Annotated in this window: 13 protein-coding genes and 1 pseudogene; 7 read left to right on the top strand and 7 right to left on the bottom strand. The window is 71.0% G+C overall.

Features of this window, described 5'->3' with window-relative positions; translation table 11 throughout:
- Positions 1-349: 349 nt before the first annotated feature.
- Together IE316_RS33920 and IE316_RS33915 are read right to left on the bottom strand one after the other, a co-directional pair.
- Positions 350-724 carry a hypothetical protein gene (locus tag IE316_RS33920; RefSeq protein ID WP_190208413.1) on the bottom strand — a complete coding sequence of 125 codons (375 nt, stop codon included), beginning with the start codon at positions 722-724 and terminating at the stop codon, positions 350-352.
- 83 nt (positions 725-807) lie between these two features.
- On the bottom strand, positions 808-1,242 hold the full coding sequence (locus IE316_RS33915) for a GNAT family N-acetyltransferase (RefSeq protein ID WP_308438956.1): 435 nt from the start codon (positions 1,240-1,242) through the stop codon (positions 808-810).
- A gap of 511 nt (positions 1,243-1,753) precedes the next feature.
- Here IE316_RS33915 and IE316_RS33910 point away from each other — a divergent pair.
- The 3 genes from IE316_RS33910 (at position 1,754) to IE316_RS35765 (ending at position 4,064) form a co-directional block, all read left to right on the top strand.
- Positions 1,754-2,956 carry an IS110 family RNA-guided transposase gene (locus IE316_RS33910; protein WP_190208412.1) on the top strand — a complete coding sequence of 401 codons (1,203 nt, stop codon included), beginning with the start codon at positions 1,754-1,756 and terminating at the stop codon, positions 2,954-2,956.
- Positions 2,957-3,198: 242 nt separating this feature from the next.
- Positions 3,199-3,345 (top strand): hypothetical protein, encoded by a 147-nt coding sequence (locus tag IE316_RS33905; protein ID WP_190208411.1) that lies wholly within the window; start codon positions 3,199-3,201, stop codon positions 3,343-3,345.
- A gap of 521 nt (positions 3,346-3,866) precedes the next feature.
- A complete protein-coding gene (locus IE316_RS35765; protein ID WP_229910670.1) occupies positions 3,867-4,064 on the top strand; it encodes a hypothetical protein in 198 nt (65 codons plus the stop codon).
- Between the two features lie 31 nt (positions 4,065-4,095).
- Here the strand turns inward: IE316_RS35765 and IE316_RS33895 are convergent, their stop codons facing one another.
- A complete protein-coding gene (locus tag IE316_RS33895) occupies positions 4,096-4,332 on the bottom strand; it encodes a hypothetical protein (protein ID WP_190208410.1) in 237 nt (78 codons plus the stop codon).
- Positions 4,333-4,551: 219 nt separating this feature from the next.
- On the opposite strand from IE316_RS33895, the gene IE316_RS33890 reads away from it, so the two are divergent.
- From IE316_RS33890 to IE316_RS33880, 3 genes are read left to right on the top strand one after another with little or no spacing between them, the layout of a single operon-like run.
- Entirely contained in the window at positions 4,552-5,187 is a 636-nt protein-coding gene (locus IE316_RS33890; RefSeq protein WP_190208409.1) for a DUF6230 family protein, read from the top strand.
- On the top strand, positions 5,178-5,567 hold the full coding sequence (locus IE316_RS33885; RefSeq protein WP_190208408.1) for a DUF6114 domain-containing protein: 390 nt from the start codon (positions 5,178-5,180) through the stop codon (positions 5,565-5,567). Before IE316_RS33890 ends, IE316_RS33885 begins: the two co-directional genes overlap by 10 nt.
- A complete protein-coding gene (locus tag IE316_RS33880) occupies positions 5,564-6,238 on the top strand; it encodes a hypothetical protein (protein ID WP_190208407.1) in 675 nt (224 codons plus the stop codon). Before IE316_RS33885 ends, IE316_RS33880 begins: the two co-directional genes overlap by 4 nt.
- Before the next feature lie 50 nt (positions 6,239-6,288).
- Here the strand turns inward: IE316_RS33880 and IE316_RS33875 are convergent, their stop codons facing one another.
- Positions 6,289-7,428: an SDR family oxidoreductase gene (locus IE316_RS33875; RefSeq protein ID WP_190208406.1), complete on the bottom strand. Its 1,140-nt coding sequence runs from the start codon at positions 7,426-7,428 to the stop codon at positions 6,289-6,291.
- A 374-nt stretch (positions 7,429-7,802) separates the two neighbouring features.
- On the opposite strand from IE316_RS33875, the gene IE316_RS33870 reads away from it, so the two are divergent.
- On the top strand, positions 7,803-15,356 hold the full coding sequence (locus IE316_RS33870) for a type I polyketide synthase (RefSeq protein WP_190208405.1): 7,554 nt from the start codon (positions 7,803-7,805) through the stop codon (positions 15,354-15,356).
- A gap of 62 nt (positions 15,357-15,418) precedes the next feature.
- Here IE316_RS33870 and IE316_RS35760 read toward each other — a convergent pair.
- The 3 genes and pseudogenes from IE316_RS35760 to IE316_RS33860 all read right to left on the bottom strand — a co-directional run.
- Positions 15,419-15,623, bottom strand: a pseudogene (locus tag IE316_RS35760) (NF041680 family putative transposase); the annotation flags it as partial.
- A gap of 84 nt (positions 15,624-15,707) precedes the next feature.
- The gene (locus tag IE316_RS33865) at positions 15,708-16,184 is read right to left on the bottom strand and encodes a hypothetical protein (RefSeq protein WP_190208404.1); all 477 of its coding nucleotides are present in this window, start codon (positions 16,182-16,184) and stop codon (positions 15,708-15,710) included.
- A 352-nt stretch (positions 16,185-16,536) separates the two neighbouring features.
- Positions 16,537-17,043 (bottom strand): hypothetical protein, encoded by a 507-nt coding sequence (locus IE316_RS33860; RefSeq protein WP_190208403.1) that lies wholly within the window; start codon positions 17,041-17,043, stop codon positions 16,537-16,539.
- Between the last annotated feature and the right edge of the window lie 308 nt (positions 17,044-17,351).

The following is a 17,351-nucleotide window of genomic DNA, read 5'->3' as shown; positions in this document are numbered from 1 at the left end:
GCGACGGCGGCTCCGCCGGCAATGCCGAGGACGGTCTTCTCGAAGGTGCGGCGCTGCCCCCGGGTGTCCAGGACGTAGTCGACGGCTCCGTGGGACCCGAGAAAGCCCCGCACGAACCGTGGCAGCTCCATGGTGGCTGCGAAACCTGCGTGGAAAAGCTTGTCCGCGTGCAAGGCGAGGCCGCCTGTCTGCGTGGCAGCAGGTAGACGAGCGGGAAGGCCGCCTCCCAGGCGACCGTGCCGACGGTCAGCGCCCGGCACAGCAGCGGGCGCCTCCGCAGCAACTGCGCGGCAGGACCCCGGCCGTACGCCTCCGTCTGAAGAATCTCGGGTAGGGCGTCGCCTTGAAGCTAGCTGCTGCCGAAGGCTTTGGAGACGCCTGAGACGGCGTAGCTGAGCCCCGCCTGGAAGTTGACCGCGCGCAGGAAAAGGTCATCGGCGGCCTGCGGATCGGGCACGAGTGCCGTGAGCATGCGGTACTGCGTGATGACCGCCGTTATCTGGTCAGCCCCGTCCCGGCCGTACGGGGTGCGGATCTCGCTTAGCCGGTTGCAGGCGCCGATCACCGTCGCCGCCATGATCTGCACACGGCGGTTGCCGCGCGCCAACGCGAGGGTCACCGAGCCCGCGAGTGTCACACCGGCCAGGAGCTTGGGCGTACGCGGATGGTCGAGCACGCGGCCCAGTCGCCACCTGACGCGTGCGTCCGAAGTGTCGACGATCATGGAATCCCCCACCTGAAGTGGGTTCGGCATCAGAAAATTCCCCACCCTCACGGTCACGTTTCCCCAGGGGGATGACGGTCGCGTCAGGCGACGTACGGGCCTTCGCTGTCAGCCGTCGGCAGGCTGCTCAAGGGCAGGGCATGCTCATGTAGAGGGCTTGTTCGCCCGATGAGGGTGTGCCGTCGTAGAGCGTCTTCAAGCCAGATGTGGCCGGCACCGGACTCACTGGCGAACTTGACGGCGTGACCGATCAGGGTGCGGCCGACGCCCCGACCCCGATGTGCCGGAGCGATTTCGATGTCCTCGATGGCCAGCCGTCGGTTCCACGAAGCGTAGGAGACAGTGGCGAAGCCTGCCAGACTGCCGTCGGTGCCGACGGCGACGAAGGTGCGGCTGTTCGGATCCCCCTCGGCCGCGGGGGCATCGGCGTCGTCGGTGTTCTCGGCTGGGTAGACCTTGTGGATGGGCGGGTCCACCGGGATTTCGTGGAGGGCGAACCCGTTCTCGGTGACGGCCACCTCGTGTCCTCAGGCCGGGCAGTGCGGAACTCGTAGCCCATGTCGTCAACGGTCGTCATGACATGACCTTATGGCCGCTCCGACCGGCATGATTCGAGTTTTGGACGGCTCGTAACCCAGGCTGCCGGGCAGGCCGCGGCGACCAGCGCATCTGGGACAGATCAATGCGCCAGCCCTTGCTGAAGATCAATCTCTTCACCACCTTGGGATGGTTCGAGCGTTACGTGATCCTGCTGCTCCTCGCCGTGACACGGGCCCTGGCTCCTTGACCACCCCCCGAGACGCCGCCTGGCGCTGATCCCCCGCAGCGCACGGTCACGGGCGGCGCGGGGTCCTGGCGTCGCCGGCGACGCCAGGACCCCACCGCAACCCCCCGTTATCTTCTTCGCGGTCCTGCAAGAGGACCGCTGGCCTCCGGGCCCGGCATGACTTTTGCCCCCTGCATAACGTGGCTGCGCGCGAACGACCCCCGCCCTTGAGGCCGGCACGCATCGACGCATGTGGGGGCACGGTGATCAGCATCGACGGGGTGGGCGTCTTCCTTGGCCTGGACGTCGGCAAACAGACCCATCACGGCCACGGTCTGACCCCGGCCGGGAAGACGGTCTTCGACAAGCCGCTGCCGAACAGCGAACCGAAGCTGCGGGCCGTCTTCGACAAGCTCACGGCCAAGTTCGGCACCGTCCTGGTGATCGTAGACCAGCCCGCCTCCATCGGCGCCCTCCCGCTGACCGTCGCCCGCAACGCCGGCTGCCAGGTCGCCTACCTGCCCGGGCTCGCCATGCGGCGGATCGCCGACCTCTACCCCGGCGAGGCCAAGACCGACGCGAAGGACGCCGCGATCATCGCGGACGCCGCCCGCACCATGCCCCACACCCTGCACACCCTCGACCCCGCCGACGAGGTCACCGCGGAGCTGACCATGCTGGTCGGCTTCGGCCAGGACCTCGCCGGAGAGGCCAGCCGCACCTCCAACCGCATCCGCGGCCTGCTCACCCAGTTCCACCCCAGCCTCGAACACGTCCTCGGCCCCCGCCTGGACCACCAGGCGGTCACTTGGCTTCTCGAGCGCTACGGATCCTTGCAGGCACTGCGCAAGGCAGGCCGCCGCAGGCTGGTCGAGGTCATCCGCCCCAGGGCACCGCGCATGGCCGAGCGGCTGGTCGACGACATCTTCACCGCGCTCGACGAGCAGACTGCCGTCGTCCCCGGCACCGGCACTCTCGACGTGATCGTCCCGTCGCTGGCGAAGTCGCTGGCCGCCGTCCACGGACAACGCCGGGCCCTGGAGGCCAGGGTCGAGGCGCTGCTGGAGGCCCACCCTCTTTCCCAGGTCCTGACCTCGATGCCCGGCATCGGCGTCAGGACCGCGGCAGTCCTCCTGACCACCGTCGGCGATGGCAGCTCCTTCCCGAGCGCCGTCCACCTGGCCTCCTACGCCGGCCTCGCCCCGGCGACCCGCCAGTCGGGGACCTCGATCCATGGCGACCACGCCCCCGGAGGCGGCAACCGGCAACTGAAACGGGCGATGTTCCTCTCCGCGTTGGCAGCCCTCCACGATCCCGCCTCAAGGACCTACTACGACCGCTGCCGAGCCCGAGGCAAAACCCACACCCAGGCCCTCCTCCGCCTCGCCCGCCACCGCATCAGCGTCCTGTTCGCCATGCTCCGCGACGGAACCTTCTACGAGCCCAAGAGCCCTCGCACCGCTTGACGAAAGACATAGAGGCACCCCCCCGGCAACCCACGGAGTCTGTGAGTCTGGCAGTGCCAGCCTGGCGTCCATCGAGAATCGCGCACGTCGCTTACGTGGAGGAGCCGGGGTCCGGGGTACTGAGTCCGCCGGTTCGGGCGGGTGACCGTCTGGGCGGTGCGGAGTCCAAGGCCAGCGGTCCCGGCCTTGTGGGCGCACCACGCCGATTACCAGGCACAAGGTGCGCACCCTGCTCGCGCCGCGTGGTGCACATCCGGCGGGCCCGGCGGGCGAAGATCGCGACTGAGGTCGACCAGGAGCTGCCCGACCTGACCGAGGGCGAGCGCCGCCGTGTCCGCGAAGCGCGGCTGCGGGAGCAGGCGGCCATCGAGGCGGAGGACTTCGTGTAGCGGCGTCAGCAGGCCCGCGCGGAGCAGACCCGCCGTGACGCGGCCCGTGCGGCTGCGCAGGAGCGGGGCGGAGCGCGAGCGCCAGGCCGCGGCCGCCGCCGACGCGGTGCGCCAGGCCCTGCCGCGCGAGGACTGCGGACTTCAGCGGCCGGCCTGTGCGAGGACTGCGGGTTCCGGCGCCGGACCGAGGCGGCGATCGTGGAGGCCGGGCTGGACGCCGCGGACGACGCCGCCGCCGTCGCCGCCCACGTCCGCGTCTCGCTGGAGGCCGACTAGAGCGGACGCGGCGTGAGTTCCTGGACCTCATGGACCCTGGCTCGCTGGAGGCGGACCCTGTCCTTGCGGCGTCCGCGCTCGCCTTCGCCGCGCTCCAGACCGTGGAGTAGGCGCTGCCGGAGTACCGCAGCAGCGCCCTGGGACGGCTGGGGCGGACCGAGGAAGCCGAGGCGGAGGCCCGGCGGGCGTACAAGGCCGAGCAGGGGCGCCGCTGGTACAAGCACAGCCCGCACGGTGCGGACGCCGTGGCGGCCGCGACGAAGGCCGCCGACGCGGCCCGGGAGCGCACCGCGCAGCACCTGCTGGCGACGTGGCTGGAGCAGCTGCGCGAGCAGCCGGTGGCGCGCACCGAGCAGACCGCACCCGCGCCGTGGACGGACCGGCTGTCCGAACTCGCCGCCCGCCCGCTGGACGGCGAGGCGGCCGGGGCGGTGATCGCGTGAGCACCGAGCTGAGCGGGGTCGGCCTCGCGCGTCAGGCCCTGGTCGCGGCCCGGGCAGCGGCACGGGTGAACGGGCCGCCTGGGAGGAGACGCCGAAGCGGTGCACCGGCGCGGTCGTACGCCGCGACGGCCGCGAGCCGCTCGGGCTCGGCAGGGCGATCAGCCTGATGATGACCGAGCGCGGCATGGCCGCCCCGGCCGACGGCGGCAGCGTCCTCGCCCAGTTCGATGACGTCCTCGCCGCGGCCGCGCCCGAGCTCGCTGGGCACGTCCAGGCCGCGGGCTTCGTCGCGGATACGCCGTTACCGCACCCGGACCCGTATGTCCCGGCGGACACCGCGTCCGGCCCGAGCCCGGCCGCCCGGCCACCGCCGACACCGGCTGATCACCCGAGTGGGTGAGTGTCGGTGACGCGTTGGGCCGTGTCCCGTTGGGCAGGCGGACAGCGGGATGGAGCGACGTCCCGCGTGGAGAAAGAGACGTGCGGCATGAGAGTGACCTTACGCCACCGGCGGTCCGCGTACCGGCCGCAGCGGTCCCGGCCCCGCCGTATCGACCGGCGGCGTTTCGCGCTCGCCTCCCTCGTCGCCACACTGCTGGCCGCCGGGACCGTTGCCACCACGACCGCGGCGGAACTCCCGGTGTCCTTCGCCGTCGCGGGCACGCCCTTCACCGTTACCGCGCAACGGCTGGAAGCCACCGGCGCCACACAGTTCGCCTCGTTCCGCCGCGACGGCGCGGGCACCCGGCACGCCGCCGCGGTGGTCGGCATCCGCAGCGCCCGGATCAGCGGGTTATGCCAGTCCGCGGTCGCCCGCACCCCGCTGGGCACGGTCACCCTCGTCATCCGCTCCGGCTCCGACGAACCCGTACGCGCCGAGGACATGGTGCTCGACCTGACCCGTCTCACCGGAAACATGACCTTCGGCTCCGTGGAGATGGGCCGCGACGCCGCCACCCTGGACTCCTCCGGGGTCACCGGTCAGGCCGGCACCTACGGGCAGCAGGCTCGCACCCTGACCATCGACAACCTGCGGCTGAACGCCTGGTCCCTGACCGCTGGCACCTTCTCGCTCGCGGACGCCGGCATGTCGGTACGGCGAGGTGCGCACCCGTGCGACTGACCGGCGGCCGCCCGCGTCCGGTGACCGCCTGCCTCCTCATCGCCGCCGGCGGTGTCGAACTCGGTCTCTTCCCCCTGGCGCGTCCCAGCCTGCTGAGCGTGCAGGGGCTCAGCGGGGCCAGCGCGCTGCTGCTGGCCGCCGCCCTGCTGGGCTGCGCCGTCCGGCTGTGGACGCGCCCGGCGACCGGCACGTCGAGCGGGGCGGCCGCCGTCTTTCTGGGACTGCTGTCCTACCCGCTGGCCAACCTCGGCGGCTTCCTGCTCGGCATGATCCTCGCGCTGCTCGGCGGGGCACTCGCCTACGCCTGGCGACCGGGCGGCGACGCTACGACACCACAGCCGACGCAGGGGGCCGTCGCCGGTCCGCGGGTGAGGACGTGAGGGCCCTGCGCCGCGCGGCACTGCTCCCGGCCCTGCTGCTCCCGGTCGCGCACCTGCTGGGAACGCCTTCCGCACCGGCGGGCGCCGCCCCGGCACCAGGCGACCCGCCGACGGCCCCGTCCGCCTCGGCCCCCGACCGCGATCTTTCCGCCAACTCCTCCGATACGTCCCAGCCCTGCACGGCGGAAGACCTTCCCCGCACCCCACCCCCGGACGACGCGCTGACGAACGCCGCCCGCCAGCTCGCGACCTGCCTGCGCGGCACCCTCCCCGGCACCACGTCCACCGGGGGAGCCACGCTGCGAGCCGAGGGCCTGACCGTCACCGGTCTGCTGTGCGGGCCATACCCTCAGGGGGTGTGTCATGCCCGGCGCGTGGTCCTGGACGAGGCCCGCATCGCCTACCCCGGCACCCAGAGCACGCCCGGCTCCTGCACCGCCGCGCGGCGCATCACTCTCTCCGGACAGGTGCGCTTGCGGGCCGCAAGCCTCAGCGGCCGGGTCTTCGGACTGCTGCCCCTGACCCTGTCCACGGCCGCGGTACCACCCGTGCCCATCCCCTACCTGCGGCTGACCGACGTACACGCCACCGGCCTGTGGTCGCGCGCCGAATGGGCCACCACGGCCCGCACCACCATCATCCCGCACCCAGGGAACTGCCCGGACGACTGACCCGCGCGCCTGCGACACGAGAAGGCGCACGGGGCGGGTCGCCGGACGGCTCAGGCCGACTGGAGCGCCTTCGCCGCGCCCAAGGCACGGACGAGGTAGGCGTGGTCGATGGGCTCCGGGTCGGGCAGGTCGCCGACGGCCTTCAGGAGGTTTGTGCGGTCGTAGGTGCGGCGCAGCATGTTCAGTCCCGGCATGCGCCAGGCTTCCGCGGCCAGCGAGCGCTCCTGCCGTGTGGGGTTGGTGAGACGGGCGCAGACACGGACCGAAGAGCCGGGGTAGCGCGTCGACAGGGCGTCCAGCGCAGTCTGGAAGCGGGTCTCCTGCGGGTGGGTGACGTGCAGCGTCCGTACTCGGCCTGGACCATCGGGAGGTGTGGCCGCGGCCCGGACCATGGCGCGGGCCGCGTACTCGACTTGCAGCAGGTTGAGTGTGCCCTCGGGATCGGCTTCCAGCCGGATATGGACCCGGTCGCCGCGCAGGCCGCCTTTGAGGAACTCCTTGACACCGTGGACGCGGGCGGTCCAGCCGTTCGCCAACTGGTCGATCAATTGGGTGAGGACGTTCACCGGCTGTGCCGGCAGGCCCGCGGGGATGGGCCGGTCGGTGATCAGCAGGCTGGGACGCAGCACGGTGACCTCCCGTCCCTTCCTGGCCGCCCAGGCGTGCAGAAGACGTTCGGTCGTGTACTTGCTCTCCTCGTAATGGCACATGAAGCCGCTGTCCTCGGACAGGTCATTCTCCAGGACGTGCCCGTTGCTGCGGCGGCCGGCGACGTAGGCGGTGCTGACGTACAGCAGATGTGCCGTGGGCGCGGCCTCCAAGAGGTCGAGCACGTTGCAGGTGCCCAGCACGTTGGTGCGGTGCAGCGGGGCGGGGTCGTCCCCGAGCGTGAGCAGGGCCGCGCTGTGCCACACCTGCCGGAGACCGTCCAGAACCTGCGCACGGTCCTCAGATGTCAGTCCCAGTCCCGGCTGGCTGATGTCGCCGCTGATGAAGCGCAGCCGGTCGAAGGCGCCGTCGGGCGGCGTGGCGTCCGACAGCCAGGTCAGTGCCGCTTCCACTCGCGCCCGGAGCGTCTGCGGAGTGCCGCGCCCCAGCACGGTGATCGGTTCGTCACTGGCGTCGGTGAGGAGTTCGCACAGGATGCGGCTGCCCAGAAAGCCGGTGGCTCCGGTGATCAGGATGGACAAGGGTCGGCTCCTTGGTACGGGGGTGAGACCGGTCGATGCCGGTGGGGTGCGGGGGGAACGGTAGAGGCTGCGATCCGTCGGACATGCCGGATGCCGAAGCCCAAAGACCATCACCGCCGGAACGAGTGCAGCGCGCCGTACGACCGGCCGGTCACCGCTTCGGGTGAACCCGCGACGGCGCCACGACGGGGAACGTACCGTCGCACACGACCGGACCGGGCCGTTGTCACGCCGTTTGGTGTCGCATGGGGCTTGAGTGTGCACTGCCAGCATCGATTACGTCGCGTAACTGTGTGGATACCATGCATGCCGCGTGCTGCCCTTGGTCGGCATGGTCTGCCGGCCCGCCCCCCTACCTGCGGAAGGTCGTATCCATGGATCCCTGCGCCCTGCCCGATCAGCGAGCCATCGCCGTCATCGGGGTCTCATGTCGCCTGCCGGGCGGTATCGGCAATCTTGACGACCTGTGGGTGGTGCTGAGCGAAGGCCGCAGTGTGGTCGGACAGATGCCGGCCGACCGGTTCGAGACCGACCGGTTCGTGGACCCCGCGGTGCCGCGCCCGGCCAAGAGCTACACCGCGGCCGGCGGGTTCCTGGACGACATCTCCGGCTTCGACGCCGCCTACTTCGGCATTTCCCCGAAGGAAGCCGAACAGATGGACCCCCAGCACCGGCTGCTCCTGGAACTCACCGCGGAGGCCCTGGACGATGCCGCCGTCGACCCGGCCCGTCTGGCGGGCAGTGACACGGCCGTGTACGTGGGCATTTCGGACGCCTCCTACGGGCCGCTGCAGTTCCTGGACGTACGGTCGGTGAACGCGTACACCATGGCGGGTGGCGCCTCGTCCATCGCCGCGAACCGGCTGTCGCACGCCTTCGACCTGCGTGGGCCCAGCATGGCCGTGGACACCGCTTGCTCGTCCGCGCTGGTGGCGCTCGACCGGGCCTGTCACACCCTGTGGGAAGGCACCAGCGGCCTCGCCGTGTGCGGCGGCGCCAACATCCTTCTCGCGCCCTTCCACTACGTGGGCTTCTCCCAGGCGGCGATGCTCTCCAAGCGTGGCCACTGCGCGTCGTTCTCGGCGGACGCTGACGGGTTCGTACGTGCCGAGGGCGGCGGGGTGCTGCTGCTCAAGCCGCTGGAACGGGCGCGCGCCGACGGGGACCGGATCCACGCCGTCATCCTGGGCAGCGCGAGCAACAGCGACGGACGCACCATGGGCCTCGCCCTGCCCAACCCTCAGGCGCAGGAAGCCCTTTTACGCCGGGCCTACAGCACGGCCGGGGTGCACCCCGACGAACTGGTCTACTTCGAAGCCCACGGCACCGGCACCCCGGTCGGCGACCCTGCCGAGGCCGAGGCCATCGGCCGGGCTCTCGGCGTGCGCCGGATCAGCGGCTCGCTGCCGATGGGCTCGGTCAAGACCAACCTCGGGCACCTGGAGCCGGCCTCCGGGATGGCAGGGATCTGCAAGGCGCTGCTGGTGCTGCGCCACCGCCGCATCCCCGCCTCACTCCACGCCGACGCGCCCCATCCGGACATCGACTTCACCGGCCTCGGCCTGGACCTGGTCACCGAGGCACGGCCGCTGCCCGAGAACGGACGGCCGGTGATCGGCGTCAATTCCTTCGGCTTCGGCGGCGCCAACGCCCACACCATCCTGGCCGAGGCTCCGCCCGCCGCACCGCCGGAGCCGGTGCCGGGCGGCCCCGAGCCGGCGTGCGGCGACCTTGCGGGCCCGGCGGAAGGACTGCCCGTGCTGGTGAGCGCGCGCAGCCGGGAGGCCCTGGACGAGGCGGTCTCCCGGATGGCCGCGCGCCTTGACGACGCCGACGAGGAGGAGTTCTACGATCTGGCCTTCACGGCGTGCCGCCGGCGTGCCTGGCATCCCTACCGCACCGCCGTTCTCGCCCGCGGGGCGGCCGAGGCGGCCGCGCGGCTGCGACAAGAGGACGCGCATGTGCCGGTGGAGGCGGTCGAGGCCGGGCAGGTGGCGTTCGTGTTCTCCGGCAACGGCTCGCAGTGGCCCGGCATGGGCGCCGATCTGTTCGCCCACGAGCCCGTCTTCCGCGAGACGGTGCTCACCTTGGACCAGGAACTGCGGCCCGGACTGGGCTGGTCGGTGGCCGAACAGTTCCAGCGTCCCGTGGACGAGTGGCGCCTTGAGAGGACCGAGTTCGCCCAACCACTGCTGTTCGCGCTCCAGACCGGCATCGTCGCCCTGCTGCGGGAGCAGGGCGTGGAGCCGTCCCTGGTGCTCGGGCACAGCGTGGGTGAGGTGGCCGCCGCCCACGCCTGCGGCGCGCTGAGCCTGCAGCAGGCGGCACAGGTGATCGTGGCGCGCAGTCAGGCACAGGCCGCCACCGCCGGCAGCGGCCGGATGGCCGCGGTCGGCCTCGGCGCCCGGGACGCTGAGCGGGAAATCGCCTCCTACGACGGGAAGTTGGAGATCGCCGGTGTCAACTCGGGCGATGACACCACCCTCGCCGGCGATCCGGAGGCGCTCGCCGACCTGGGCCGTCGCCTGGAGGAACGCGGTGTCTTCTTCCGCGATCTGGGGCTCGACTACGCCTTCCACAGCGCCGCCATGGACAGCCAGGAGACCGCCGTGGCCGCCGCGCTGAAAAACCTTCAGCCCGGCGGGGCCTTGGTGCCGTTTCACTCCACAGTGACCGGCTCCCGCCTGGCTGGCCAGGCCCTGGACGGAAACTACTGGTGGCGCAACGTCCGTGAGCCTGTCGCCTTCGCCGCCGCCGTCGAGGCCGCCCTGGTGAGCGGCACGGACGTGTTCCTGGAGATCGGCCCGCACCCCGTGCTACGCGGCTATCTGCGCCGCATCGCCCGCGCCCGCCGTGACATGCGTACCGCCGTCCTGGGCACCGTGCGGCGCGAGCGGGACGGGCGGCAGAGCCTGGCCGCCGCCCGCGCGGCCCTGATCGCGACCGGGGCCGGCACGGACTGGACGCGTTACTTCCCGCGCCAGGGGCGGGCCGTGGAACTGCCCGCTTACCCCTGGCAGCGCCAGCGGCACTGGAGCGGCGAGAAGGAGGCTTGGGCCGGCGGGGCGCTGGAGCATCCGCTGCTGGGCATCCGCGGCCAGGCGCCCACACCGGTGTGGTCCGGTAACCCGGACGCCGTGCTGGCGCCCTGGCTCGCCGACCACAAGGTGGCCGGCTCCGTGGTCATGCCCGCCACTGGCTACGTGGAGATGGCCCTGGCCGCCGGTCGCGCCGCGCTGGGCGGCCCGGTGGAAGTGGAACACCTCGACATCCAGGCCGTGCTCGTCCTGCCGTGGCCCGATACCTCCGCCCTGCGGGTGCAGACCTCCTTCGACCCCGACGCCGGCATCCTGCTCGTCTCCAGCACCGACGAGCATTCCCCCGAGCCCCGCCCGCACGTCCGCGCCCGCGTCCGCACGCTCGTCCGTCCGCAGCCACCCGGCCCGTCCGCGGATCTGGACGACGACCGGTTCCCGCGGCGGATCCCGGCCGACGTCCACTACACCGACTGTGCCCGCGCCGGACTCGACTACGGCCCCGCCTTCCGCACCCTGACCGGTCTGCGCGTCGGCGACGGAGAGGTCCTCGCCCACTACGCCTGCGAAGCCCCGGGAAGCCCGTACACCGTGCACCCCGGACTGCTGGACGGAGCACTTCAGGCCGGTGCCCCGCTGCTCGCCGACCGGATCGCCGACGGTCAGTCCTACCTTCCCTCCTTCATCGACGCCGTACGGGTCTGGAAGACGCCCGCCCCCACCGGCACCGTGCTGGTACGAGAGCGCTCCCGCACCGACGACGAAGTCTGCTGGGACATCACCCTCACCGACCCGGACGGCACCGTCGCCGCCCGGCTCGACGGCTGCCGCCTGCGTCGCTTCGCCGCCGCCCACCAGACGCCGCTCACCGTCAGCCACACCGTACTGCGCGCCGCTCCCCACGAGGACGAACCGTGTGCGACCTCTCCGCTGCCCCCTCCCGCCGACCTCGCCGCGGCCTGCCGCGACCGGGTCGCACACTTGGCCGGAACATGGCGCCAGGCCGGCTACGACAGGAGTGCTCACCTTCCCGGCCGTGCGATGGCGCTCGCCGTGGCGCGATGCCTCAGCGAGTTGTTGCCGGAACCCGACGTTCCGTTCTTCCCCGCGGATCTGGTGGGATTCGGCTTGCAGGAAGCCCATCTGCGGGCCGTGGACCTGATGGCCCCGGCCATGCTCGAGCAGGGATTCATGACGCGGGGGGACGACGGGCGGTACCGGCTGCGCGCCACCGCGGAGACGCCGGCGGACATCGTGCGGCTGGGGCTGGATGCCAGCCCCGCCGACGTTGACTTCCTGGCCTTGGTCACGCATCAGTTCCAGCACGTCGACGCGCTCATGCTCGGCAGCCGCGATCCGCTCGAACTCCTGGCCAATGAAGCGTCGGCACAGGCGCTGGAAGCCTTCTACGACCTGTCACCCCTGATCCGGCTGCACAACCGTATGGCGCAGGCACTGGTTCGCGAGGTGGTGCGGTCCTGGCCGGCCGACCGGCCGCTGCGCGTCCTGGAGGTCGGGGCGGGCACCGGAGGAACCACGGCCGCGCTGCTGCCGCTGCTGCCACCGGAGCGCACCCGCTACTGCTTCACCGACATTGCCGGTTTGTTCTTCCCCCGCGCCCAGTCCCGCTTCGCAACCTACGACTTCATCGACTACCGCACGCTCGACCTGGAGACCGACCCGGCGGAACAGGACTTTCACCCGGCTGGCTTCGACCTGGTGGTGGCCGGCTTCTCCTTGCACGCCGCCCGCGACCTGAGTACCGCGCTCCACCACGTCCGCGCTCTCCTGGCACCCGGCGGAGCGCTGCTCGCCACCGAGGTCCACGACCCTGAACTGGTCGCCGTCATTTTCGGCTTCCTGGACAGTTTCTACGGCCAGACCGACACCGATGTGCGCCCGCGCTCCCTGCTGCTGCCCCGCGACGAATGGCCTCCCCTGCTCAAGCGCTGCGGATACCAGGAGGTGGTCCAACTCGGCGCGGAACCCGGAACGGCGACCCACGACCAGATGTCCGTCCTGCTCGCTCAGGCGGACGCCGGTCCCGCCTCCGTCATGCCCCCTCTGCCGCCCGCGTCCGCGCCTGACAGCACCCACCTCGTCATCAGCGAGTCCGGGCACGCGCAGGCAGTGGGCGCCGCGCTGGCGGACCTCCTCACCGATCACGGGGCCTGTCACACCGGGCTGACGGCCGCTTTCGACACTCGCGAGGAGTGGCTGCGGGCTCTCACGGCGGCGGCGAGCGCTTCGGCCGCCGGCACGGTGAACGTGGTCATGATCCTAGGAGAGCCGACCGAGCAGGAAGCGAGCCGTGCCACGGCCCTCGCCGTCCGCCGGGCCGAGACGATGCGAACCTGTCTCCTCGCAGGCCAGGACGTCCCCGGCGTCCAGGTGCGACTCACGCTGGTGACCAGGCCCAGCGGCGCGATGCCGACCGCCGACGCCACCCCTCATCCGCTCGACGCGGCGGCCTGGGGCGTAGCACGCACTGTCGCCAACGAACACCCCGACGCCGGCTGCCGGCGCATCGCCTTGCAGCCCAGTGACGACCCAGCCGCGGACGCACGGCGCCTCGCACGCGAACTGCTCACCGAGACCGACGAGGACGAGATCGTCCTGACCCGCCAGGGCCGCTTCGTTCCCCGCGAGCAGCACCGCCCTGTGGCCACCCCGGCCACCGATGGCACGCCGTACACCTTGCGAGTCCGCAACCCCGGCCTGTCGTTCCACCTGGCATGGGAAGAAGTGACGCTCGCGGAGCCGGGTCCCGATGAGATCCTCATCGAGGTGCGTGCCGCCGCGTTGAACTACCGCGACATCATGAAAGCCACGGGCCTGCTGCCCAGTGAGGCATTCGTGGCCACCGTGTCAGAACACGGTGTCGGCCTGGAATGCGCCGGCACCGTCCTCGCCTGCGGGCAGAACACCACCCGCTTCGCGCCCGGCGACCGGGTCTTCGGCCCGGCCCTGGCCGCCCTGTCCTCCCACGCGATCGCCCCCGAGATGGGATTGCTGCGCGTACCGGACACCATGGACTTCACCGAGGCGGCCACGGTGTACGTGGCCGCCGCCACCGTCGTCTACGGGCTGAAGACCCTAGCCCGGCTCCAACCAGGTGAGACGGTCCTGGTGCATGGCGGTGCCGGGGCCGTCGGCCTCGCGGCAGTGCGCTACGCCCACGCCCTGGGCGCCCATGTCATCGCCACCGCGGGCAATGACCTGAAGCGCGACTTCCTGCGCACCCTCGGGGTCCAGCACGTGCTCGACTCCCGCACCCTGGACTTCGCCGAACAGGTCAAGGAGCTCACCGCGGGCCGCGGTGTCGACGTCGTCCTCAACTCGCTGGCCGGTGAGGCATTGACCCGCAGCCTGGAACTTCTGCGGCCCGGCGGCCGGTTCATCGAACTCGGCAAACGGGACATGTACGAGAACAAGCCGCTGCTGCTGCGTCCGTTCGTCAACAACATCGCCTTCTTCGGCGTGGACCTCACCAAACTCATCCACAGCCCCGATGTGCTCCGCGAGCTCGCCGACGATGTGGTCGAGGCGATCGAGTCCGGCGCCTGCGGCCCTCTTCCACACAGCGTCTACCCCGCGGCCCGCGTCCAGGATGCCTTCAGCCGCCTCCAGTACTCCCGGCACATCGGCAAGGTCGTCGTCACCTTCGACCCGCTGGACGAAGCCCCCCTCGTAGAACACCGCCCGAACGCCCCCCTCAGGCTCGACCCTGACGGCACCTATCTGGTCACCGGCGGCACCGGCGGTTTCGGCGCCGCCACCGCCGCCTGGCTCGCCGGCCACGGGGCCCGGCACCTCGCCCTGGTCAGCCGCCGGGGCTCCGAGGCCCCCGAGGCACACGACATCCTCACCCGTCTTCGCGAACTGGACGTGCACGCCACGGCCTACGCCGCCGACGCGGCCGACACCGCGGCCATGACCGACCTGGCCCAGCGCATCGACGACGGCGGACACCCGCTGCGCGGCATCGTCCACTGCGCCATGCACCTGGACGACGACGACTTCCTCAGCCTCGACGCCGACCGGATGGCCGCCGTCATGCAACCCAAGATCGGCGGAGCCGTCGTCCTGGACGCCCTCATGCGCGACCGCGACTGCGACCTCTTCCTCCTGTACTCTTCCGGCACCGCCACCATCGGCAACCTCCGCCAAGGCCCCTACAGCGGCGCGAACCTGTACCTCCAAGCCCTCGCGCACAGCCGTCGGCAAGCGGGCGAGCCCGCCCTGGCCGTCGGCTGGGGAGCCATCGCCGACGTCGGATACGTCGCACGCACCGGGATGACCACAGCCCTGGAGGCCGTGGGGCTGAACGCGCTCACTCCAGCGCGGGCTTTCGCCCACCTGGAGACGCTGCTCCTGTCGGGCGCCGAGACGGCCACGGTCGCCTCCGTCAACTGGGACACCGCACGCAACCTCATGACCGTGGTCCGCAGCCCGCGCCTGTCCGCACTGGTACCGGCCGGAACCGTGGGCGAGATCAGCAAGGAGGAACTCACCCGACGGCTGAGCCAGATGTCCGCCGATGACGCGGTGGACTACCTCACCGACAACCTGCGCCAGATCCTCGCGGAGGTCATGCGCATGGAACCCGAACAGCTCGACCCCCACCAGCGCGTCGACAGCTACGGCATGGACTCCCTCATGGGAGCCGAGCTCCTGGTCACCCTCCAGCGCCGCTACGGCGTCGAGATCCCGCCCATGGAACTGCTGCGCAACCGCAACAGCACGCTCGTCGACATCGCCCGGCTCGTCCATCTGCGCCTGGGCCTGTCCCGGGGCGATGAGGCCGCTGCGGCCGCACCTTCCGGGACCGCTCCCATCACCCTGCCCGCCCAGGCGCAGGACTCCGCGGAGGTGACCACCGCTCCCGTCTGACCGTGCCAGGACCTGATCGACTTCCTCCCGCAGGAACATCCGGACACCCTGGACGTCGCGGCGAGGACTCTGTCCACGTCGTAGCGGGTGGCTGGGCAGCGGTTCTTCGAGCCCGGCGGCCTCCCAGGGCCGGGCTGGGAAGGTTTCGGTGCACCGGCCGGGGAACCGGTCCTGGCGCGCAGGTTCTTGAACCCTCTGAGGACTCGACCGGGCGTCAGTTCGTGGCTCCGTCGGCTTCTCCCAGGGTCGGCGAAGGTCGGTGGCCAACGGACTCGGCCATGTTGCCCGTGGCCCCGGCAGCAGTCCGGGGCCACGGGCGTGGGCGGAGTCAGCGTGCGGGTTACCCCACGCTCACACATCGATGGCCTTGCGAGCATGCCTCACAAACTGCTCTCGCTTGTTCGATGCATGGTTGAGGAAACTCCGGATGCGATGCGACTCGTTCGCCCCGAGCGCGTCACTGCCCTCTCGGCCAATGATTCTCGCTTGTATCGCCGCGACGCAGGCCGACAGAGACTTGGTCAACTCACCAGCCATGCGAGTCAGTTCCTCCGGCCCTTCAAGCTCGACGGCAGTCTGAGCATCGGCCAAATCTCCTCGAACCAACCTGCGGGTCTTGTCAAGAGCTCCGCGCAGCCCGTCGAGATCATGGCCTGGCCTGGCTAACTCAGCTTCGACACCGCGCAGTGCCTCATAGACCTCATCAGCTTTGACCGTGAAGGCGGCATAAGCATCACGGCGCAGCTGGCGACGCCAGTGGCGATGCTCAGCTCGCACCTGGCGCTGTCCCGCTATCCCGGCAATGATCGCTGCCAGGGTTGTTCCCACTACTCCCACCCCGGCACCCAGAACCGCTGAAGTCCCCGCATCCACAAGAAGAGGGTGCCAGTAAGACTGTTTGAGCGCTCGTGAACCTCAAGAACGGTTGAGTAACAGCCACACAAAACGTCCGGGTAAGGGTTCACATGCGTCAAGAACAGCAGGGAGGGCCCGTCGGCGACTGTCCAACGGAACCTGCTTGGGCAGCATCGGGATACGCAGCGTAACGGTCTGCAGACCGCAGTACCGGCACCGTCTCACGGCGTCCGCCGCAGGGTCGTCGGAGCCTTCGGGGGCCCGCTCCGGTGAAAGTGCTGTGAGACAAGCCTCCTCTACACGCCGAATTGACCTAAGCGGTCAATCACTCCTTTTGCGGCGTGGTGGTGTCGAGGCGGAACTCGCCGGTGACTCCGGTCTCGCAGAGCAGTGCGTCGTCGTGCCGCACGCCCGTCGGCCACAGGTTCACGCCGGCACGCTCGTCGACGACGACGTGCCCGGCCTCTTCCACGAAGTACGTGAACCAGGCGAAGGGACGCTCGCCGCGGTCGACAGAGGGATTGACGATTCCCGGGACGGCGCTGAAGGGGTAGATCGCTGTGGAGCCGAGGATGGTGCCGCCGACGTCATCGGTGGCGGGGCCGAAGGAGCCGATGCGCACGTCGGTGCGCATGCAGGCCGCGCAGTGGCAGTGCGGACGGACGCGCTGTCCGCGGTGGCCGCGCACCGACCACAGGGGCCAGTGACTGGTCCGCGGCAACCAGCCGAGACGCTTCTGCTGACGCACCGTCCTGGCGCACGCCTGGCAGTTCTTCGGGATCCGCCCGTGGGCGTCGATCATCCGCTCGTAGGCGGCCCGGGTGTCGGGCATCCAGAAGTCGGCGATGTCCCCCCCCGAGCCCGGTGCCCCAGTTGGGCTTGCCCCTGTAGCTGAGCGGCAGCATGGCCGGCATGCCGGATGCCTCCAGGCGAGCGGCAGCAGCGCCGCGGTGTCGGCATCGGAGGGCCACGCCCCGCCGGGCAGGGCGGCTGCGATGCGTGCCGCGGCCGGGGCCGCGTCTGCTCGGGCCAGGTAGGGGAAGCGGCTCGCGCGGTGCCCGTCGGGTGTGGAGATGTTCCAGCACTGGACGCTGCTGCCCTCGTAGGCGGGGTGCTGGCGCCGCTCGTCGGGTGCGCCGT

The sequence above is a fragment of the Streptomyces fumanus genome, assembly GCF_014655295.1.
In the GTDB taxonomy this organism is placed as follows: Bacteria; Actinomycetota; Actinomycetes; order Streptomycetales; family Streptomycetaceae; genus Streptomyces; species Streptomyces fumanus.
Note: the sequence above shows the minus strand (reverse complement) of the source record. Positions and strands in the feature narration are given on the sequence as shown.

Coding starts and splice junctions, on each gene's coding strand:
- IE316_RS33860 (WP_190208403.1), bottom strand. CDS start 17,043: ATGCCCGACACCCGGGCCGCCTACGAGCGGATGATCGACGCCCACGGG.
- IE316_RS33890 (WP_190208409.1), top strand. CDS start 4,552: ATGAGAGTGACCTTACGCCACCGGCGGTCCGCGTACCGGCCGCAGCGG.
- IE316_RS33920 (WP_190208413.1), bottom strand. CDS start 724: ATGATCGTCGACACTTCGGACGCACGCGTCAGGTGGCGACTGGGCCGC.
- IE316_RS33870 (WP_190208405.1), top strand. CDS start 7,803: ATGGATCCCTGCGCCCTGCCCGATCAGCGAGCCATCGCCGTCATCGGG.